Origin of the sequence: uncultured Nostoc sp. (assembly GCF_964245575.1) — a bacterium.
Classification (GTDB): Bacteria; Cyanobacteriota; Cyanobacteriia; order Cyanobacteriales; family Nostocaceae; genus Nostoc.
The window spans coordinates 1-20,384 of the sequence record NZ_CAXTNP010000016.1 but is presented as its reverse complement, the minus strand read 5'-3'; the positions used below and the strand labels follow the sequence as shown (position 1 = coordinate 20,384).

Below are 20,384 nucleotides of genomic sequence, written 5' to 3'. Positions count from 1 at the left end.
ACAAAAAATAGCAAGCTAATTCAGGTGCGTTACACCTACGTTAACGCACTCTAAAGATTGAATATGCAAGTTAATAAATAGGTTATATAGCAATCCGATTTTATTCCTGAATTACTCGTAGACACTGGGGACTGGGGACTGGGAAGAAGGAATAAAGGTGTACTGAGTTTTTTTCACGCAATCAAATATGAATCCTATATAAATCACTAATAATACTCAATCTTTGACTGAAATTAGTAATCCTTTTACCGCACATATAGTGTGCGTGTTCATAATAAAAGTAAAATATCCACTGGAGTCTAGATTAGATGAGTAATTTTAAACAGCAATAATGAAAAAACTCCAGAAATATTTGTGAAAAATCTGGAGCCAGGAAAGATACGCATTTACCTATACCAAATTTTCACCGTAAGAGAATCCTACGTCATCAGGGTATACACTCAAATGTAGATAAAAATCTATGAGGACAAACCACTGTGCTTCTCGTTTACCAGCTATGACTTACATATTGACAAAAATGCCAACTTCTCTGTCGGAAGTAACGCAAAACAGCCCCAGTTAATCTGAGGCTGTTTTGCGAGAGTTGTTTGGCAGGAGGGGTACATCAATAAGTGATGCCCCATGTTAGATATAGATACTTCAGTATGCATCCTTATTCAGCCGTGCTTTGGCATATCCGGATGATTTGGAAAATTGCGACACCGAACAGCCCGTCGTAGACATCGCTTATTTCCAAAAAGAAACTCCAGATGCCTTAAGCGCATCTGGAGTAGTAACAGGTTTCTAACATCAATCAATTTTGACCGATGCGATCGCCAGATGTCGTTAGGGTATATACTCAAATGTATTTATGTCTGTTCATCCGCAAATCGACCAGCAAGTTACCTTCTTTTATACCCATAATCTCAATGCATCTACAGAATTTTACGAACAAAAACTAGGCTTGGAGTTATGGCTTGACCAAGGAACCTGTCGGATTTATACTGTCAGTGGTTCTGGATACTTAGGATTGTGTCAAACAAGCGAAATATCAACTCCTCCAGCTGACAAGCAATCAAGTGTCATTTTTACCTTGGTAACACAGCAGGTAGATGAGTGGTTTGAATATCTCAAAGAACGTGGCATCGAATTTGAAAAGCCACCTACACTAAACGAAAAGTACAACATTTACCACTGTTTTTTACGTGATCCCAGTGGTTATTTAATTGAAATTCAACGTTTTGAGACTAACCGCTAAAAAAAGACATAACTAAATAAGTTATGTCTAAAGGTTTAATTTAGAGGGCAGGATTAGTACCTGACAATTCAGGCCATCTGCAAAACCTCACTTCTATTTCTCTGTTTTTTTAGGAGAAAGACTTTGAATTTCCCCCTTAGAGCGTCGGCAAGGGGGGAGTGCGCTTCGCGCACGCTACGCGAATGAGGTTTCAGGTTTTCAATGCGTAAGTCGTGTTTTTGATTTACTGGGGTACATCATACCGACTAATGCTGTTTAACCATCATTAATAGCCATGTATCTTTTCTTCTATCGATTTATGGGGGTGACGCGCGGGATTTATGCAGCTACCGAGAAATATTTACATTTCCTTACAATTAGCCGCGATTGCTTTTGACTTTTATATAACAGAACGCAATACGTTTGGGATCAGCCTCCCCTACCTACCTCAGAGGATTGTAACAGAAGGTAAGATACAGTCATTACCGCCAGCATATCTTGTGATCTTCGCAACAGTATTTCTTACAGTATCCTCTTTGCCAATTGTGCTATTACTATAGTTATTATTTTTAAAGTATAGATATTTTATCTATCGGTTCACTAAATATTTTATTAGGGTGACTGCATGATAGCCGAAAAACTCACATGGCTACGCACTAAATTGCAACTTAAAGGTTCAGTTATGAAAGCAATTTATAAACATATTTTATGGTGCGGAACTTTCGGATTTTTTATTTCTATACTTTACCATTTTGATTTGCCTGTATCCCAACCTATTTTAGGAAGTATTATTCCTAGTATTGTTTTAGGTTTGTTACTTGTATTTCGCACCAATACTGCTTATGAGCGATTTTGGGAAGGGAGAAAATGCTGGGGGTCTTTAGTAAATAATATCCGTAATCTGGCCCGGCAAATTTGGGTATCAATTGACGAAATTTCTCCAGAAGATAAAGACAATAAAATTACAGCATTAAATTTATTGGTAGCTTTTGCTGTGACAACTAAATTACATTTGCGGGGAGAAGCAGTCAATAGCGAGTTAGAGGATTTAATGCCATCTACTAAGTATATAAAACTGAAGATTATGAATAATCCCCCCATAGAGGTTGCCTTTTGGATAGGAGATTATTTACAAAAGCAGTATCATCGCAATTGCCTTAATAGCTACCAGTTAACATCTATGCAAGAATTATTGAATAATCTGGTGGATAATTTAGGTGCTTGCGAACGTATTTTAAAAACACCTATGCCATTAGCTTATTCCATTCATCTGAAGCAATTATTGTTACTATATTGTTTTTTGTTCCCATTTCAAATAGTGGAGAGTCTGGGTTGGTGGACAGGTTTAATTGCTGCTTTCGTTGGTTTTACAGTATTTGGCATTGAAGCCATCGGCTTGGAGATAGAAAATCCCTTTGGTTATGATCCTAACGACTTACCTCTAGATACAATTTGCGAGACAATGAAACGCAATATTGACGATTTAATTACTCTGACTCCAAATGCGCGATCGCATCCAGGTAATTTGACTTATGAGAAAAGTTGAGATTGGGAATAACTTACAAGGCTTGGTTATAGCTGTCAAGTTTCATCTGGCGGCGTCCATCTTCTTTTGCAGTAATATATAAACGCGAAACTATCTCTTCATTGGTGGATGTGCAATGATGCCTGTACGTCAAACTTTATCAAAGCCTGATATTCAACTTTCTTACTTAGAGTGGAACCAAGGTCAAGAACCTTTACTACTGTTACACGGCTTAGGAGATCATGCTCTAGTATGGTCTAGTTTAGGAGATTACCTAGCGGCAGACTACCACATAGTTGCACCAGATATGAGGGGACATGGGCAAAGTAGTAAGCCTAAGAGAGATTATAGCTTTGAAAGTGCGATCGCAGACCTCGAAGCACTAATGGATCATCTCGGATGGACTTTTGCCCATATTGTAAGTCATTCGTGGACAGGGAAATTAGCCGCCATCTGGGCAAGGCAAAACCCAAAGCGTTTGCGGAGTATAATTCTAGTCGATCCAATTTTTATCTGGAAAATGCCTAGCCTTTTCAGGGTAACTTTTCCAATGTTGTATCGCTTCTTACCTTTTCTCAAAAGCATGGGTCCCTTTGCCAGTTATGAAGAAGCCGAACAACAAGCACAGCAGTTAAAGCAATATCAAGGATGGAGTTCCTTACAACAGCAAGTTTTCCAAGCAGGAATAGAACAAAAACTCGATGGTAGTTGGGGCAGCAAATTTACCATAGCCGCCCGCGACGGGATTTTTGAGGCAGTAATGCAAGTCCCTGGTTTTACAATCCCCCTTGATACCCATGCACTTTTTGTCCAACCACAACAAGGTCTAAATCGCCAAGATTGGCAAATCAAACCCTACAAAACCTATCTTAAAAACTTACGCATCTGCCAAGTTCCTGGCAATCATTGGCCGTTTTTGACACAACCAGAGGCATTTAAGCAAACTGTAGCAGGTTTCTTAGCAGAACACAGATAGAAAATCTCATTATTATTGGACGGGATTATCATACGGCAACAGAAGAATTAATAGGAGCGATGTCTAGGGGCATTGGGCATGGGGCATTGGGAAGAGGACAACCAGACAAGGAGAATTGGGGACAAGGGGAAAGACTTGTTGCAAGTTCTCACGTGTTGTCACCTTCTCCCCAATTCTCCCCTGCCTCCCCTATCTCCCCAGTACAGACGCGATTAATCGCGTCTCTAGCCACTCCCCACTCCCCACTCATGAGCCTTTGTATCAATCCCGTTTGCCCTAAACCAAATCACCCGAATAATCATCAAAACCGCTTTTGTCAAAGTTGTGGTTCCCATTTGGAATTGCTAGGGCGTTATCGGGTGACGAGCCTGTTGAGTGACAAAACAGGGTTTAGTAAAGTTTATGAAGCATACGAACAAGATACCCCTAAAATCCTCAAGATACTCAAAGAGGATTTATCAGGCGACGCCAAAGCAGTAGAACTATTTCAGCAAGAAGTAATCGTATTAGGACAACTCAAGCATCCCGGCATTCCCAAAGAGGATAGTTACTTCCAATATCGAACCCGAAATGGTTTAGTGTTGCATTGCATTGCAATGGAAAAAATTGCTGGATACAACTTAGAACAGTGGCTACAGCAGCAGAATTACCCTATTTCGCAGGAACAAGCTATAGCCTGGTTAAAACAATTGGTAGAAATTTTGGATTTAGTGCATAGTAAACAGTACCTGCATCGAGATATTAAGCCATCTAATATCATGATTCGATCCCCTCTTGGTAAGAACTGGGGGGATTTGGTACTGATTGATTTTGGCACCGCCACTGAAATTGATAGAACCTACCCAGACAAACTCAACAACGGCGACGGGATGACACCACTTATGTCATCTGGCTACAGCGCTTCAGAACAAATGAATGCTCAAGCAGTACCACAATCAGATTTCTTTGCCTTGGGGCGCACATTTGTATTTTTACTCACGGGATACCATCCTTTAGATATGTATGATATGCAGCAAAATTCATTGCACTGGCAAAATCATGCTATCCATATCTCACCCTTACTATTGAATTTAATTGATTGGCTCACAGCACCGGATATAGAAAAGCGTCCTGCCAATACTCAGGAAATTTTACAACGCCTAGAAGAAATTGAAACCCAACTAATAGAAACTACGGCTGAAAATATTAATTTATTAGAAAATTGTAACATCGAGCAATTGCCACCACCAATTACTAAAACTTCATTTGCTCCACAGAAACAACCAGAAGAAGTACCATTACTGAAATTTTTTGCAACGCTGCTAGTGATATTAGGATTATTTAGTATAGTGGCCTTAGCAACGCGGACATCAAAATTTTCTGTAATACAGAATTACGGGCAATCTCCCGAAAAAAAAGGTAAGATTGATTATTTTCCTTATCAAGAAGGTAGGGATAGTCAAGGCAGGGTAGCCGAATTTAATATAGCTATTTTATCACTAGAATATAAATGGCTTTTAGGTAGCAATTTTCAAATTAAATATAATGATGAAATTATTAGTCTTGACCTTTTAAAGTTGAATTTAGAACAAGAAGGTATACAGAATATAATGGAAGACCCTAGTGAGATTATCTCTGTAGGCACAGTTTCTTGTAAAGGTAATATAGAAGTTCAACAGCGAATGGCTCTAGAACGTTCCAAACAAATACAGTTTTTAGTAAAACAATTATTTATGAATACACCAAGCTTCAAAGGCTATCATATATTAAATTTGGGACAATTTCAACGGAGTGATTGTCAGGCAAATCAGGATTTAACTAAATATCAGAGAAGTATTATAATCATTGGTGTTAGAAAACAATCATCAGGTGTAATTCTCGATGAAGCATTACGGGATAGGTTAGAAAAGAAGCCTTTTGCTGATTTTAAGTTAGAAGATTATTCTTTGGGGACGCCAGAAAAGTTTAAGACAATACCGAGTAATTTATAAAATCTCTACCAAAATACATCAGTGCATAGGCGTAACCCATCGTAGATATCGCCACAAATACTCTAGACGAATTGCGTGGTATCAGTAGTATTCAAACTTCCTCAACTTAGTACATGATTTTATAAATTCGTAGCGAAAAAATTGCCACATATCAAACTTTTGTGTACCCTCTGCGTTTCATCACCCTCAATTCTGCACGGTTTGACGCAAAGCTGTACTTAGCCAAATCATTGAATGGGATTTTTTTAATTGAATGTTAAATTATTTAAGCTCCCATCCCAGAGTACCGCTTTAAACCTGCACGCCAAAGAAAGCGATTCGCACCCAAAAACACTAATATCCATCCCACCATTGACCCAAATCCTCGCCCTATATCCACGGGTAGCCCTACCAAAAGACTTGCAGGAAAATTAATCAAATAGGGAAAAGGCGTAAACATCACTATTTTCTGCACAGGTTCTGGGAAGACTTCTAAAGGTGCTATCAAACCAGATAAAAATAGATAAAACAACAACCAAAAATTTTCTAAAGCACTAGCCCGTTCTGTCCAAAAGGCGAACATCGCAAAGGTATACTGAATCATAAACCGCAAAGCAAAAGCTAGCACCACCGCGAATGTAAACAGCAAAAATTTACTCAAACTTGGTAACCAAAAAGCTTGGGGATAAAGAATAAAAAATAATCCCACTAATAGTAAAGCAAACGTTAGCCGAACAAATCTTTCAGAAACATGACCCGCAACATGATGCCATACTGGGTCGAGTGGTTGTAGCAACTTGGGCGAAAGCTTGCCTTCTACTACCTCTCTTTCAAAGTCCCAAATTACCCAAACAACTGTTAATTGCCTAATGACGAAAACTGTGATAAAGTAACGAGCAAAATCCACAGGTGATAGCCCAAACTGCCCGCCTTGTGCTGCCTGTATCCAGACACCCATGAGGATAATTGGCAAAGACCCAGCCAAAACCCATAAGATTAGTTCTGCTCGATACTCAACCATATAGGCGTAGTATACTGACAGCAAAGTTAAGGCTTTTCTGATTATCCGCTTCATTTATTCACTTCCCGCTACAAAAATTACCCACTCTTGTACAGACGTGATTAATCGCGTCTCTACACAATACCTGCCTGAAAAACTTGTCCAATAACTTCTTCTACAGGCGGTTCGGTAACTGTTAAATCAATTACCTCCAAATCCGTCAAAATCTGAGAAACGGTGCGGGTGAGCGCCTCTCTTGGTACCATAAAATGCACCGATCGCCCTTCTAAGAGTTGCACATCACCATAGGTCATAAGTTTTTCTCTCGGTAGAGGTTGGGCTAACTCTATATGGACTTCCCGATGAGGAGCAAAACGTTTCAGCAGTCCATCCAAACTACCGTCATACATCAGCCTTCCCTGATGAATCAACAGCACCCGTTGACACAAAGCTGTGATATCAGCCATATAATGACTCGTCAACAGCACTGTAGCTTGATAACGCTGATTGTAATCGCGCAAAAAATCGCGCACCGCCACCTGAGCATTTACATCTAGTCCCAGCGTTGGTTCATCTAGGAATAATACGTGAGGACGGTGCAAAAGTGCTGCTAGCAATTCCGCCTTCATTCGTTCACCCAAAGATAGCTTCCGTACTGCTTGGGTAAGCTTGCCTTCTAGAGAAAGCATCTCTGTTAGTTCTCCCACCCGCCGTTGAAACTCTTTATCAGAGATGTTGTATACAGCAGCATTAATTCTTAAAGAATCCAGCGCTGGTAAGTCCCAAAGTAACTGCTGCTTTTGCCCCATTACCAAGGTAATTTTTTGCAAAAATGCTTCTTTGCGATGAAACGGAACTTGTCCAGCAACTTTGACTGTACCGCTAGAGGGATGAATCAGCCCCGTGAGCATTTTGAGTGTGGTAGTTTTACCAGCCCCATTTGGGCCCAAAAACCCCACTACTTCACCAGGGGCAATTTCAAAGGAAACATCCTGAACTGCTTTAATTGAGCGGTAGGTGCGGCGAAAAAAGTGGTTGATTGTACCTTTAATACCCGGACTTTTAACTGCCACTGGATAAGATTTACTCAGGTTTTCAGCAATGATGATTGACATAGTTTTTTATATTAGAATCACCGAAACAGTGCTGAGTGCTGAGTAAAAAAAAGTAATAATCGCACTCAGCTAATGAGTGTCTGAAGACCCAACATACGGTATGGAAAAAGAAATACATATTTATTTCCAGCCTCAAGTGGCACAATAAATAATGCGTCCTTACTTCAATCCCCTAGATTTATCTATGGGGTTACTCTAAGCCAAGGCACTCCTGAAAGATTACACAGGTAAACACACAAAAATGATTGGTGTCTAACGCTATTTATCTATGATTCCAAATACTAAAGCAGGGATTTTCGCCAGTGACATATCATGATTTACTATGCTGGGCATTACTCAAGCACAACACATAGACTTTAGCGTAAACGTCCCGATCGCAATGTACTAATAATTAACCACAAACCCAATAAACTAGCGACGGCAAACAGGGTGGTGCTTAAAAAAGATAGCTGAGTTGTCTGCGCTCTGGTGGAAATAATTGCTGCACCCATAATCAGTGAACCCACTAATATACTAAAAGATAGTCGGTTAGCTGCATCGTCCATTGTGCGCCGCACGCCATCTAACCCCCGCAGTGATAGATTCCACTGTAAGGTTTCTGAGGTAACTCGGTCTAATAGCAGTTCGATTTGGCGAGGAGATTGGAGAGAGAGACTTTTAATATCTAAGGCTGTTCTTAATAGCGATCGCACTGGATTATCGCCCAGCAACTGCCGACGAAACAAGTCTGTAATTAATGGTTTTATTTCATCAAAAAAATTAAGCTCTGGGTTGAATGTCCGCGCTACCCCTTCTAAATTTGCTAGGGTTTTGGCATACAAACCCATATTACTAGGTAATCTAATTTTATTGTTGCGGGCAACTTGTAAAACTTCATAAATTATCTGACTGAAGTTTATTTGCGTGAGGCTGACATTGTGATATTTTCGCAACATGCGATCGTAATCATTTTCTAACCGCGACAAAATTACTGGCTGACCAGAATCTGATAGCTGCAAAGTTAATTGAGCGCACCGTTGAGCATCTAAATCAACGATCGCTAACAACATTTCCGTTAATATCTGCTGCGTACGGGGATCGAGTCTTCCCACCATGCCACAATCTAAGAGGGCAACACGACCATCTTTGAGATAAAACAAGTTTCCTGGATGGGGATCAGCGTGAAAAAAGCCATCAATATATAATTGCTGAAAAAATACCCGAAACAACAAAGTAGTTATTTCTTTACGCTCTACAGCAGGGTCTTTACCATTATTGTTGTTCTCCAAATCCGCCAACAAAAACGGCACCCCATCTAGCCATTCCATCACCAATAATTTTTCTGTGGTCAATTCCCAGTTAATTTCCGCAACCACTATTTGCGTGGGATCATACCACCGACTTTTAGATAAGTTGCGCCGCAGTTGGTCTGTAAAACCCGCTTCTCGTGTAAAATCTAACTCGGCTTCTAGGGCTTTGGTGAATTCTTCAGCGATGGATTTGATTTCATAGGTTTGCCCAAACTCAGTCCGCGCCACTAAATCGGCAATACCTTGAATTAAGGCAATATCTTGAGCAATAGTCAGATCAATTCCCGGACGTTGCACTTTTAAAGCGACTTCTCGACCGTCTGCTAATGTGGCGCGATGTGTCTGGGCAATTGATCCCGCCGCTACTGGGATCGGGTTAACTGTGCTGAAGGTTTCTGCTAGTGAAAGTTTTAATTCTTTACGGAGGATTATTTCTATCTCTGACCAAGGAACTGGCGGTACTTCGTCTTGTAAAGTTGATAGTTCTTCAATGTAGGCGGCGTTCAGTAAATCTGGACGCGTAGACATTAGCTGGCCAAGTTTAACGTAAACTGGCCCCAAGTCTACCAAGATATTTTTTAAAACCGCAGGTGTCGGAAGCTGGGGTTCATCAGCTTTGCCACCAGTGAGTAACCTTCGCATATAGTCCCAGCCATTGCGAAGGAATACTTCAAGAATTTCTCGTTGACGGGGAACAGTTTGGGTGAGGAACATTTTTGTAAAGAACTGCAAAGATGCAGAGGAGTTAAAGAGGTAAGCAGCAGGGGATGACAATACAACGGAAGTCGGCTTTAGCTTTGCTACTGGTTAAAGTTTTGCTAGCTGCGGCACATTCTTGAAATCTTTTGATGGATGATTGTACGGCTTGGTAGAGCTTCTGTTCACTCAGCATTTGTTTGACGTAATTTGAGCAAGAATCCCCGCCGTGTAATAAGCGATGGGAACAAGAAAATCCTTTGGAAGGAGAAATATATTTTTGATAGGCAGTAATAGACTCGATTGCCATTGTTTTGGCGAGAGGCTCAAAGCTAATAATGTCCATAACTGTCAGATAGAATAACAGACAGTCAAGTTATAATGGGAAAATAGACTTTTTCGCCTCTGCCAAGGGTTCTAACTTTTATAGCAGGTCGGTAAATCGGGAATCGCTTTGGAGAATTTTGAGGATCTGCTTGATTTCCTGGGTACGTTCTTTTTTAACGACGAGGGTGACATTGCGATCGCGCACAATCACCACGTCCTCTAAACCAATTGTAACAACTACATCCTCTGGATTTGAGGCGTAAATAATTGCCCCCTGCGTATCTAGCCCTACGTGGGTAGCGAGTTCCACATTGGGAGTCTCTTCTGTCTTCAGTAAGCGTTCGATCGCATTCCAATCTCCTAAATCATCCCAACCAAAATCAACTGGCAAAACGTATGCTAGAGTTGTCTTTTCCATTAACGCATAGTCTATACTCTTCTTAGGCAACTGGGGATAGATATCAGGGCCATGTTGTTCTAAAGGTTCGATAATTTCTGGAGCATGGGTATGTAGTTCCTTGAGAACAACCCCTGCCCGAAAAACGAACATTCCACTATTCCAGCTAAAGCGTCCCGTAGATAAAAAAGTTTCTGCCGTTTCACGGTTGGGCTTTTCAGTAAAACGGTTGACGTGATAAGCTGGCAACTCATTAAAGCTACCTATTTTTTCACCTTGTTCAATGTAGCCGTAACCTGTCGATGGAAAAGTAGGCTTGATCCCCAGTGTAACGATCGCTGCTGTGCTTGCTGCCAGTTGCGTAGCCGCGCTTAATGTGTGTGCAAACGCCTCTTGGTCAGCAATCCAGTGGTCAGCAGGGAAAAAGCCAATAACAGCGTCTTCTCCATAGCGCTGTTTGATTTCTAAACTTGTCCAAGCAACGGCTGCGGCAGTGTCTCTGCCTTCCGACTCAATAAGTAAGTTTTCAACTGGTAGATCAGGTAATTGTTGACGTACCCCTTCAGCTATCTGATTAGAAGTTATTACCCACAAGGAATCCCACCCGCCACCGAGTTCAATCAATCGATCGGCGGTTGCTTGTAATAAACTTCTAGAGCTACCATCAAGACTTAAAAATTGCTTGGGTCGGTCTTTACGACTCAGGGGCCAAAAACGTTCACCTTTACCACCAGCAAGGATTACGGGGAACAATAAAGTATTCATGTTGTCATACAGGCTTACCGAAGAACATTACAAGTTTACAGTGAGCTTTTCCACTGGCAATATTTGTAGCTTGGATTAACATACTTTTAGGGAGTGGTTGAGTGGGGAGATAATTGTGATAAAACAAGTCGAATGGTCGGAAAATCCGCTTGGATCTCAGCAAGTTGCAGAATTTGAAACTGAGGTGCGATCGCAGCAACTTCAACGAACAGAAAATCAAGTAACACCAGCACCAGTAGAGGATTTGGAGGAGGAGGTAGAACTAAACCCGCCAGCGAATCCCAACCGTAGCGTTGTCGAATCAGTGGGTGCAATTCCCAATCAGCTTTATGAGAGACTGGGCTTAACCATGCCTCGATGGCTGTTGTGGATCATGACGGTTGTCATCGGCATCATCTTATCTGGTTTACTGGTATCAACGTTAGCTTTGTGGACTCCCTTATGGAGCAATTTAGATCGAACAGATGAAGATTTAGGAACTGCTGCTAAAGACGAGGTAAAAATACCACTACCAGGGGAGTTATGGAGCAAACTCTCCCAGTATCAGCTTTCAAGACCCATGAATATTTTAATTATGGGGATTGAACCAGTTAGCGGTACTGTTGACGGTTCACCAGAAAGCTTTGCTGGGAAAAGCGACACCATGCTGCTGGTAAGGCTTAACCCTAGTGACAAATCTGTACGGGTGCTTTCCATTCCCAGAGATACGATGATCGCCATCCCAGAAAAGGGGGAAAAGGGTTTAACTAAGGTATCTGATGCCAATGCCAAAGGCGGCCCAGTCTTGGCAGCACGGGTAGTTAGCCGTACCTTAAACAATGCTCCAATTGATCGCTATATTCGTATTTCTACTAGCGGCTTACGGCAGTTAGTCGATCAGTTAGGCGGAGTAGAAGTCTTTGTTCCGCAATCAATGGAATATAAAGACTCCAGCAGTCGCCTGTCGATTAATTTAGTCAGTGGCTGGCAAACCCTTAACGGCGAACAAGCAGAACAGTTTGTCCGGTTCCGCGAGCCAGGTTTGGGAGATTTGCCAAGAGTGCAGCGTCAGCAAGCACTCGTAGCAGCATTGCTGCAACGCTTAAATAGTCCTACCGTCTTACCCAGGTTGCCTCAATTAACTCGCTTGATGCGAAAATACTTTGATACCAACCTAAAGATGGAAGAAATGATGGCGTTGGTGAACTTCGGCCTCAACTTAGATCGGGATAATTTTCAAATGACCGTATTGCCTGGTACGTTTAGCCGTTTTAGCAAAGACCCTGATAGCTATTGGCTAAATATGACTGGACAACAGAGCCTGTTGAATGATTATGTTGGGGTAAATGTCCCTGGTCTTAAACCAGATATGCGTCAGGTTCCTAACCTCAAAATTGCTATCCAAAATGCTTCCAATCAACCTCAGCTAACTGAAAAAGTTATTGCTTATCTCAAACAGAAAGGCTTTACTAATATTTACAAAGTGCCTGATTGGCCAGATACCCAACGTCAAACTCAGATTGTTGTCCAAAAAGGCAACCGACAAGTTGGAGTTGATTTGCAAAAAGTCTTAGGCTTGGGTCAAATTGAGGTAGCGGCGATTGGTGATTTAGAATCTGATCTCACAATTCGGATTGGTAAAGATTGGAAATAGCTAAGAGTCATTAGTCATTGGTCATTAGTCATTAGTCATTGTTAATTAACAGAGGACAAATGACAAAGGACTAATGACAAAGGACAAATAATAAAGTTATGAAAAAGATTTTACTGCGCTTTTTTGGTTTTATTGCAATTTTGATACTAGCATTTTTGTGGTTAATACTTAATCCAAAACCTGCTTTTGCTCAAATAAATACAATCAATTACAACAATATAAATTTAGAAAATCGTGATTTTTCTAAAGCTAATTTGGCAGGTGTGACTTTTGTAGCAGCAGAAATGCGGGGGACAAATTTTCAAGGAGCAAATTTAACCAACGCAATTCTCACTAAAGGAGTTTTGTTAAAAGCAAATTTGGAAGGCGCGAATCTGACAGGTGCTTTGGTTGATCGCGTCACTATGGATGGTGCTAACCTGAAAAATGCCATTTTTACAGAAGCAACTTTGACCCGTAGCCGCTTTTATGATGCTGATGTGACTGGCGCTGATTTTACCGATGCTTTAATTGACCGCTATCAAGTATCACTGCTGTGTGAAAGAGCCGATGGTGTAAATCCAGTTACGGGTCTGTCAACGCGAGATAGTTTGGGTTGTAGGTAAAGAATCTCAGGAATGAGGATTTATTAACTTCCAGATTTCCTGCATAGAAGTATTTCAGTGCTATGCCCCCAGAAAAAAGTTATGGATCTAATTTAATCCTCATTCCTCAGCATTGATACCAATTCTCTGTGAGGCTGCACATTATTTAGACTCCTCCCAACCTCTCCAAAGCATCGGGGAGGTGCCGCAGGCGGTGGGGTTCTTTCTATGTGTCTTCATAAAGAATTGGTATGAGCCTAAAAACAGAGAAATTTTACTTAAAAAATGGAAAATAAAGCTTCTTTTTTAGACTATGTATTATTAATTATCAATTTGATATCAGCGATCGCAGGCTGAAATCGGTAAGTACAACACTTTGATTGCACAAAGAGTTCCTCTCTTCACCTGAAAACAAGAGGGAATGAGAGCTAAAATGCGTACTATTATAGCGATCGCAGTATATTTCGTTTTGAGCGATCGCTTCGCCAATACCTGCCGTAGGATGCCCAAAGGGCTTTAGGGCGAAAGCATTTAAAATAAGTAATTTGTCAAAATTTACCTGACAGACTGCGGAATTTCAGGTTAAATGTTTTAAAATATGCACTCTGCAAGAGTTGTCGGGTAATATTCGTGACACAACAAGACCAAAAACCCTCTCGTTCTTTCGCTGGAATTGCTGGCATTGTTGCCGCAGCCACATTAATTAGTAAAATCTTCGGTTTAGTGCGGCAGCAAGCGATCGCTGCCGCTTTTGGTGTTGGTGCTGCTGCCACCGCCTATAGTTATGCCTATATTATCCCTGGCTTTCTATTGATATTACTCGGTGGTGTCAATGGGCCATTACACAGTGCGCTCGTCAGCGTTTTAGCCAAGCGGCGGCGAGAAGAAGCGGCTCCTTTAGTAGAAACCGTGACAACGCTGGTGGCTGGATTGCTGTTGCTGGTGACAGTTGCTCAAGTTTTGTTTGCGGATGCGATCGTTGATTTAGTTGGTCATGGTTTGGAAGCGACAACCAGAGCGATCGCAATTCAACAACTCCGCATTATGGCACCAATGGCTTTATTTGCCGGATTAATTGGTATTGGCTTTGGTACTCTTAATACAGCCAATCAATATTGGTTACTCTCCATTAGTCCCTTATTATCTAGTATTACCGTTGTTGCCGGTCTTGGTATCTTGGCTATGCAACTGGGCAAAGACATTATTAAGCCGGAGTACGCTTTAATCGGTGGAATGGTTTTAGCTTGGGGAACCTTGGCAGGAGCAGTTCTCCAGTGGTTAGTGCAGCTAATTGTCCAGTGGCGGTTAGGACTAGGCACATTACGTCTGCGGTTTGAGTTTAAATCCCCAGGTGTTCAAGAAGTGATTAAAATCATGACTCCGGCAACAGTTTCCTCTGGAATGATGCCAATTAATGTCGCCACTGACCTTTATTTTGCCAGTCCTATCCCTGGTGCTGCGGCGGGATTTAACTATGCGAATCTATTAGTACAAACTCCGTTAGGGATTATTTCTAATATCATTTTACTGCCCCTGTTACCGATATTTGCCAAACTTGCCGGCCCCGAAAATTGGCCAGATTTAAAATTACGCATTCGCCAAGGATTGTTACTCACTGCCTTCACCATGCTACCGCTAGGGGCGTTGATGGTGTCGTTATCTGTACCTATTGTGCAGGTAGTATATGAACGCGGTGCTTTCAAGCCAGAAGCCACAGAGCTAGTTTCATCCTTGCTAGTCGCTTATGGAATTGGGATGTTTGTCTATTTGGGACGTGATGTTTTGGTGCGGGTGTTCTATGCTTTAGGCGATGGACAGACACCTTTTCGCATCAGCGTTTTTAACATTTTGCTCAACATCATATTAGATTGGTTTTTCGTTAAACCTTTTGGCGCTCCAGGTTTGGTGTTGGCAACAGTGGGTGTAAATTGCAGCTCAATGTTAATGCTGTTGTGGTTGCTCGATCGCAAGCTCAATGGTTTACCTTGGCGTGAGTGGGGTTTGCCAATTTTGGGTTTGACTGCGGGTAGCGTTATAGCTGGGGTAGCAAGCTATGGGACATTGGTTGGTTCTCAACAATTACTGGGTAAAACGGGTTTACTGATTCTGGTGTTGCAGTTGTGTATATCAGGCTTCGTGGGGATTGCGGTGTTTGCTGCGATCGCTTCATCAATGAAAATACCAGAGGTGAATACTTTTATATCTCGTCTACGTCAGCGCTTTTTGAAGAAATAACTGTTGTTTGAATATTTCACCTGGTACACCCAAGTGGGTGAGAAAGAATTCAGCCACTTGGGTGAACCAGGTGTGCGAGGTTACATTTTGTAAAAAAAGAGATTCTAGTACTAGAGAATATTGATTTTACCTAACTCTAGTGAGAAGAATTCTATGAAATTTACAAAATTAGCTGCCTCTTTCCTCGCTGTTGCTTCGATTGTCCTCTCGGCCGGAATTGCATCTGCTCAAACAGCTGGTACAAACGGCAATTACATCGGTGCTGGTGTTGCAGTTGGTGCAACCAGTGGCGGACAAGGAAACGATGAAGCACAAATTGGTGGTAATATTCAAGGACGTTACGCCGTTCCCAATGCGCCTGTTTCAGTGCGGGGTTCTGTGCTGTATGGTGGTGATGCTGCCGCAATTATGCCCATAGTGACTTACGATGCGCCCATCGCCAGAAATACTAACGTTTACTTCGGTGGTGGTTATTCTTTTGTAACTGATGAAGGTCAAAAAACCCCATTGGGCAATCAGAATGCACCTGTAGTTACCCTTGGTGTTGAATCAGAAGTTAGCAAGAATGTCATTGCCTACGGCGATACTAAATGGGGTATTGACGCCTACAGAAATAGTGATGCTGATGCCGTCAGCTTCCAAGCCGGATTAGGCTATCGCTTCTAATGACTACGAGCTAGAAAACAGCTTATTTGCAAGCTAAAATAATGATGTTTGCTAGCGTAATATAGCGGTTTTCAATTGCATAGAATACAGACCATTCGTAGGGGTACAGCAATGCTGTGCCCCTACTGTGTATTGCATCCAAATGAGAGCCGTAATAGTTATTCGTTCTGTAATATCTGAGTATCCATACCTTTTTTTAATCATTTTTATTTATGATTTTGATAAACAATTATATTGGCTATTATCAATAGTTTTTCTTAAAGTAAAATGACGAATTTTAAATATGCATAAAAGATATTACTCATGGAAAAGATTAATCCCCTTTCAGAAATACTTGGTGAAACAACTGACGTGGAATCTTGGCTGATTCGAGCGGGGCTAAGATTTTCAGACTTAGGTGACGATGCTGTAAGTATTGCAATCCGCAAACAATGGCGAGAGTACCAAGCCGCAGTGCAAAGATGCTGTGCAACTCTACACCAACCACCGTCACGTGTTCAACTAAGCGGCGACTATGCCAACCTGAGAATACCTGGTGCGGCATCAACCAATTGTGTAATACGCTGTCGTGTTGTGCCAAGTCCTTAGACTAGGCAAAAGATAGAAAATCTGTGAATAGAAAATATCCATTGCGGTTAGAGAATCAAGTGTCGGCTAGGTCAACTAATGACTGTTTGACTAATAATTCTGTTCCACGCCGCCTACTACTGGCTTAACTTCTGAAAATGGATCAGTGCCGCCACCCCAGTTAAAATCACTTATTCGGATACTGATGCCGCCTAACTCCAGCACTGGATTGTAACGCAAGGTAATGCCATAGGTGCGACGGCTATATTCCACAATGTAGTCGGTGCTAGCTTCTCTACCAGTATCCAAGTTAACAGATGTTTGGAAACCTAAGCGAAAAGGGCCGTAGATTTGCTGTGATATCCCAGCGCTCAACACTTTGTTATCAACGGAGCGATCAAACAAAAAGGGTGATAATCCGTTGTTTAAGCCTTGAGAATAAATAATATTAAAGGCGGTATAGTCTAAAAAAGGTCGAGAAAAATGACCAATTTGCCCTACTAAACCAATTGTTCCAGTTAGGGTACTTTGGTTATCACCATTGGTGTAATAACTGGTAGTGCCAGTAAGTCCAGCGATCGCTCGCAAGTAAGGAACTACAGGGTTAGCCGTGTATCGTAATCCCTCAGTGGCAGTGGGTGGTAATGGTTTTCCCTGCCACAGCAACACCCCAGTACTGAGCATAGCGCTGGCTTGTAAACGACCTAGTGAGATGCGATCGTTTTCCCGCACTGGTTCTAGTAAGTCTTGGCGATCGGTGTTGGCATTGATATATCGAGCGCTTCCCTGATAGGTGAGGTTGATGCCACTCTTGCCTAAAGGAATCACAGGAGAGGTAATAATGCCGCCAAGACTGCTCTGGACAGTTTGAAAGCCAAGAGTACCGTTGTAAAAGCGATCGCGGTAGCTATACTCCAGATTCAAAAGATGGGGAAGGGAAGTCCCTAATATCTGGCGCAATCCTAACCTCACCCGCAAATTATCTTCTATCTTGTTCAAGTCAAAACTAGTTAACTCCCCAGTCCCCTCAACTACCGCTCGTGGACTCAAAACAGAATTTATCTTTGTCTTCACAGCAAATAGTGCGCCTAAATCACCCGTGCCTTCTTGCACAGCTCTCTGTATTAACAACTGGGGCGTGATCGTCCAGCGTGTCTGCTCTGTATCGATCACTGGAAAGCCACGTTCAATATACAAACCACCCCGATCTTCTCCATCATAGCCGGGGGAGACTATTGCAGGTGTAACGTCCCGCTCCCGGCGGTCAATAGTCCGCTCATTCACCGGAATTGGTAAAGAGACGGTTTGATCCAATACCAAACGCTGCTTCTGTGTCCTGATGCGGTCTACCAAGGGTGATTCTCGCGTTAGAGTTACTGTATCTGCACGCAACTCTAGTTCTGGGGGCGAAAAAGGATCATTGGTGATGCGGACATCCCTTGCTTGCCAGCCTTGCGGATAAAAGTCAATGTGTTCAGCTTCAAACCTGAGTCGATTGACTGCACCCCCTGCTTTCGGTGGCGGGATGTTGCTAGCATCTGCTTGACCACCAATTGTCACATCAAGTCCTCCAGGACTGCTCACACCAGAAATCGGCTGATTGGCTCTAATGCCATCGCTGGGCGGACGTTTTGGGACTCCACCAGCAGTTATACCCGTGGGTGAGAAAGCAAAATCTGTTTGTGCTGAGGGGACGTAAATTTCTCCGCTACCATTTAGCAGTTCTCCACTATCTTGAACAAAGTTATAGGTAAAGCGTTGTCCACGCAGTACCTGGTCACCTCGTGTTAAAGTTACGTTGCCGTAACCCGCAGCAATCAAGTTGTCTAAATTGACTTGTAGGCGATCGGCATCCACCACCGCCCCATCAAATCGCACAAGTACATTACCAACAGCTGTAATAATTCGCCGTTGCTCGTCATACTCTTGCCGATCTGAAGTGACTTCTACAATTCTCGGTTTAGCTGGCGGGGTACTAGCTGGCGCAGTTGTACCAGATGGTTGACTTTGTGGCTGATTAGTGGTGTTAACCTCTGGTGTAGGCGTTGGTGCTTGAGTTTGTTGTTGGACTTGGGACTTGAATCCTACAGTGATGGGTGATGAGAGTTGGTTTTTCGGGTTACGAGACTTGAATTTTATAAAATTTTGTACTGATTGAGAACTCGGTGCAAGATCAGCAGCAGATACAGAGATATTGTCTCTTCCTAAAGACTGTGGTGCAGTAATATCACTTTGCTGTTTTTGCTGGGTTAACTTCTGGGCTAAAATTCTCGCCTTGGATTCGACTAACTTGTTGCTATTTGTAGCACTTGGGACAATTTGAAGAGGACGCAAAGATTGGGCGAAAAGTGGATTTGGGGTAACTCTATAGCTAAAGCTACCATCCAAAAAGGTTTGTTTTTCACCACCACTAGAATTTGGATCTGGCGATCGCTCACCGAGTTTTTGAGAAGGTTCACGTTTTACGTTTACAGAGGAAGCCTCCGTTGCAACTTTTCTTGGCAACGCAGTGGCAACTCTATGCGTCTCCTGTTTGCGTAACGCCGCTCTTAGGAGAAGTTCCGAGCGTCGGCGTTCGGCGGATGGACTTGTCTTTGTGTCTTGTTTATCTTGGTAATTAGAGGTTTTAACCTCTTGGGTAGGATAACCAACGACCAGCGATCGCCCCAAAAGTGCAGCAGTTCCAGAGCTGTTGATGGGCGAAATTTCTGGTGGGAAGGTTGCTGGTGGATGGGGTAGAGAGGGAGTTTCGGCAACTACCAAGTTATCCTGAGTTGAGTTTATCTGAGTTGGCAATGGCGGATCACTCTTGGTGTCACCCGCAATTGCCAATTCAGCTAAATCTTTGGGCTGCTTGGATTTGTCTGTCTTTTCGTGTATTCCAGTATCTACACCTGAAAGAAACTTTGTATGACTAGCAGATGAGGCGGGATTTACAGATTGTAAAGATTCGAGGATAGGAGGCGGATTAGGCGGCAGAACTGGATGAAGCATATTTGAGCATAATCGGGCTAACAAACAGCCAAATGACGGACGGAAGCATAAATATACATTTTGCCTTCCGACTGTCGCCTTCTGCTACCGGTAGCAAGCCACTTGCAGGAGGAAACTTACTAGGCGAAAGTTTAGTAAGTTTCCGTGGCGTTTAATATCTTCCGCCTTCTAAAGATCGCGGATGATTTATCGCCCTTTTACTCTAAGTCCCGACGGCCGGGGTTACGAGCTGGATCGTTCGACAAAAATCCGAAGACGAAGATAATTACGAAGAAGGCAACAACAATATAAACAGCGATTTTTAAAGTCAGCATAGAAATATCTCCAACGGGTAAGACAAAGAAAGCTTTTCTTTCAGGATCTGCCATGCAGAAAAGATAGCTCCTTTATATTACCCAAATCTCGTCCCTTTTTGAGAGGACTCTGGGGACTTGGGACTGGGGACTGGGG

The 20,384-nt window shown here is 42.3% G+C and carries 17 protein-coding genes; 9 read left to right on the top strand and 8 right to left on the bottom strand.

Annotation, left to right across the window (positions count from 1 at the left end):
• The first annotated feature begins 850 nt into the window (after positions 1-850).
• The 4 genes from ACFFAP_RS04325 to ACFFAP_RS04310 all read left to right on the top strand — a co-directional run bounded on the left by ACFFAP_RS04325 (position 851) and on the right by ACFFAP_RS04310 (position 5,687).
• Positions 851-1,237, top strand: coding sequence for a VOC family protein (locus ACFFAP_RS04325; RefSeq protein WP_375510068.1), 387 nt, complete (start codon positions 851-853; stop codon positions 1,235-1,237).
• Positions 1,238-1,841: 604 nt separating this feature from the next.
• A complete protein-coding gene (locus tag ACFFAP_RS04320) occupies positions 1,842-2,762 on the top strand; it encodes a bestrophin family protein (RefSeq protein ID WP_375510067.1) in 921 nt (306 codons plus the stop codon).
• A 118-nt stretch (positions 2,763-2,880) separates the two neighbouring features.
• Entirely contained in the window at positions 2,881-3,717 is an 837-nt protein-coding gene (locus tag ACFFAP_RS04315) for an alpha/beta fold hydrolase (RefSeq protein ID WP_375510097.1), read from the top strand.
• A gap of 248 nt (positions 3,718-3,965) precedes the next feature.
• The gene (locus tag ACFFAP_RS04310) at positions 3,966-5,687 is read left to right on the top strand and encodes a protein kinase (protein ID WP_375510096.1); all 1,722 of its coding nucleotides are present in this window, start codon (positions 3,966-3,968) and stop codon (positions 5,685-5,687) included.
• Between the two features lie 265 nt (positions 5,688-5,952).
• On the opposite strand, the gene ACFFAP_RS04305 is transcribed toward ACFFAP_RS04310, so the two are convergent.
• The 5 genes from ACFFAP_RS04305 to ACFFAP_RS04285 all read right to left on the bottom strand — a co-directional run bounded on the left by ACFFAP_RS04305 (position 5,953) and on the right by ACFFAP_RS04285 (position 11,255).
• Positions 5,953-6,741, bottom strand: a complete 789-nt coding sequence (locus ACFFAP_RS04305; RefSeq protein ID WP_375510066.1) for an ABC transporter permease — start codon at positions 6,739-6,741, stop codon at positions 5,953-5,955.
• A 59-nt stretch (positions 6,742-6,800) separates the two neighbouring features.
• Entirely contained in the window at positions 6,801-7,781 is a 981-nt protein-coding gene (locus ACFFAP_RS04300) for an ATP-binding cassette domain-containing protein (RefSeq protein WP_375510065.1), read from the bottom strand.
• A 356-nt stretch (positions 7,782-8,137) separates the two neighbouring features.
• Positions 8,138-9,784, bottom strand: a complete 1,647-nt coding sequence (locus tag ACFFAP_RS04295; protein ID WP_375510064.1) for an ABC1 kinase family protein — start codon at positions 9,782-9,784, stop codon at positions 8,138-8,140.
• A 31-nt stretch (positions 9,785-9,815) separates the two neighbouring features.
• The gene (gene yidD, locus ACFFAP_RS04290; protein ID WP_375510063.1) at positions 9,816-10,112 is read right to left on the bottom strand and encodes a membrane protein insertion efficiency factor YidD; all 297 of its coding nucleotides are present in this window, start codon (positions 10,110-10,112) and stop codon (positions 9,816-9,818) included.
• Positions 10,113-10,190: 78 nt separating this feature from the next.
• Positions 10,191-11,255 carry a mannose-1-phosphate guanylyltransferase gene (locus ACFFAP_RS04285; protein ID WP_375510062.1) on the bottom strand — a complete coding sequence of 355 codons (1,065 nt, stop codon included), beginning with the start codon at positions 11,253-11,255 and terminating at the stop codon, positions 10,191-10,193.
• 115 nt (positions 11,256-11,370) lie between these two features.
• On the opposite strand from ACFFAP_RS04285, the gene ACFFAP_RS04280 reads away from it, so the two are divergent.
• Positions 11,371-12,888, top strand: a complete 1,518-nt coding sequence (locus tag ACFFAP_RS04280) for an LCP family protein (protein ID WP_375510061.1) — start codon at positions 11,371-11,373, stop codon at positions 12,886-12,888.
• Positions 12,889-12,986: 98 nt separating this feature from the next.
• Positions 12,987-13,493, top strand: a complete 507-nt coding sequence (locus ACFFAP_RS04275; protein ID WP_375510060.1) for a pentapeptide repeat-containing protein — start codon at positions 12,987-12,989, stop codon at positions 13,491-13,493.
• A 318-nt stretch (positions 13,494-13,811) separates the two neighbouring features.
• On the opposite strand, the gene ACFFAP_RS04270 is transcribed toward ACFFAP_RS04275, so the two are convergent.
• A complete protein-coding gene (locus tag ACFFAP_RS04270) occupies positions 13,812-13,982 on the bottom strand; it encodes a hypothetical protein (protein ID WP_375510059.1) in 171 nt (56 codons plus the stop codon).
• Between the two features lie 120 nt (positions 13,983-14,102).
• On the opposite strand from ACFFAP_RS04270, the gene murJ reads away from it, so the two are divergent.
• The 3 genes from murJ to ACFFAP_RS04255 all read left to right on the top strand — a co-directional run bounded on the left by murJ (position 14,103) and on the right by ACFFAP_RS04255 (position 16,961).
• Positions 14,103-15,707 (top strand): murein biosynthesis integral membrane protein MurJ, encoded by a 1,605-nt coding sequence (gene murJ, locus ACFFAP_RS04265; protein ID WP_375510058.1) that lies wholly within the window; start codon positions 14,103-14,105, stop codon positions 15,705-15,707.
• Positions 15,708-15,860: 153 nt separating this feature from the next.
• Entirely contained in the window at positions 15,861-16,373 is a 513-nt protein-coding gene (locus ACFFAP_RS04260) for an outer membrane beta-barrel protein (RefSeq protein WP_375510057.1), read from the top strand.
• A 303-nt stretch (positions 16,374-16,676) separates the two neighbouring features.
• Positions 16,677-16,961 carry a hypothetical protein gene (locus ACFFAP_RS04255; RefSeq protein WP_375510056.1) on the top strand — a complete coding sequence of 95 codons (285 nt, stop codon included), beginning with the start codon at positions 16,677-16,679 and terminating at the stop codon, positions 16,959-16,961.
• A gap of 90 nt (positions 16,962-17,051) precedes the next feature.
• Here the strand turns inward: ACFFAP_RS04255 and ACFFAP_RS04250 are convergent, their stop codons facing one another.
• Together ACFFAP_RS04250 and ACFFAP_RS04245 are read right to left on the bottom strand one after the other, a co-directional pair.
• Positions 17,052-19,934: a DUF3769 domain-containing protein gene (locus tag ACFFAP_RS04250; protein WP_375510055.1), complete on the bottom strand. Its 2,883-nt coding sequence runs from the start codon at positions 19,932-19,934 to the stop codon at positions 17,052-17,054.
• A gap of 197 nt (positions 19,935-20,131) precedes the next feature.
• Positions 20,132-20,248, bottom strand: a complete 117-nt coding sequence (locus ACFFAP_RS04245; protein ID WP_335118822.1) for a photosystem II reaction center protein I — start codon at positions 20,246-20,248, stop codon at positions 20,132-20,134.
• Positions 20,249-20,384 lie beyond the last annotated feature (136 nt).

What these genes read in the sequence shown, in the direction of transcription:
- ACFFAP_RS04325 (WP_375510068.1), top strand. Translation starts at nt 851, where the DNA reads ATGTCTGTTCATCCGCAAATCGACCAGCAAGTTACCTTCTTTTATACC.
- ACFFAP_RS04320 (WP_375510067.1), top strand. Translation starts at nt 1,842, where the DNA reads ATGATAGCCGAAAAACTCACATGGCTACGCACTAAATTGCAACTTAAA.
- ACFFAP_RS04315 (WP_375510097.1), top strand. Translation starts at nt 2,881, where the DNA reads ATGCCTGTACGTCAAACTTTATCAAAGCCTGATATTCAACTTTCTTAC.
- ACFFAP_RS04310 (WP_375510096.1), top strand. Translation starts at nt 3,966, where the DNA reads ATGAGCCTTTGTATCAATCCCGTTTGCCCTAAACCAAATCACCCGAAT.
- ACFFAP_RS04305 (WP_375510066.1), bottom strand. Translation starts at nt 6,741, where the DNA reads ATGAAGCGGATAATCAGAAAAGCCTTAACTTTGCTGTCAGTATACTAC.
- ACFFAP_RS04300 (WP_375510065.1), bottom strand. Translation starts at nt 7,781, where the DNA reads ATGTCAATCATCATTGCTGAAAACCTGAGTAAATCTTATCCAGTGGCA.
- ACFFAP_RS04295 (WP_375510064.1), bottom strand. Translation starts at nt 9,784, where the DNA reads ATGTTCCTCACCCAAACTGTTCCCCGTCAACGAGAAATTCTTGAAGTA.
- yidD (WP_375510063.1), bottom strand. Translation starts at nt 10,112, where the DNA reads ATGGACATTATTAGCTTTGAGCCTCTCGCCAAAACAATGGCAATCGAG.
- ACFFAP_RS04285 (WP_375510062.1), bottom strand. Translation starts at nt 11,255, where the DNA reads ATGAATACTTTATTGTTCCCCGTAATCCTTGCTGGTGGTAAAGGTGAA.
- ACFFAP_RS04275 (WP_375510060.1), top strand. Translation starts at nt 12,987, where the DNA reads ATGAAAAAGATTTTACTGCGCTTTTTTGGTTTTATTGCAATTTTGATA.
- ACFFAP_RS04260 (WP_375510057.1), top strand. Translation starts at nt 15,861, where the DNA reads ATGAAATTTACAAAATTAGCTGCCTCTTTCCTCGCTGTTGCTTCGATT.
- ACFFAP_RS04255 (WP_375510056.1), top strand. Translation starts at nt 16,677, where the DNA reads ATGGAAAAGATTAATCCCCTTTCAGAAATACTTGGTGAAACAACTGAC.
- ACFFAP_RS04250 (WP_375510055.1), bottom strand. Translation starts at nt 19,934, where the DNA reads ATGCTTCATCCAGTTCTGCCGCCTAATCCGCCTCCTATCCTCGAATCT.
- ACFFAP_RS04245 (WP_335118822.1), bottom strand. Translation starts at nt 20,248, where the DNA reads ATGCTGACTTTAAAAATCGCTGTTTATATTGTTGTTGCCTTCTTCGTA.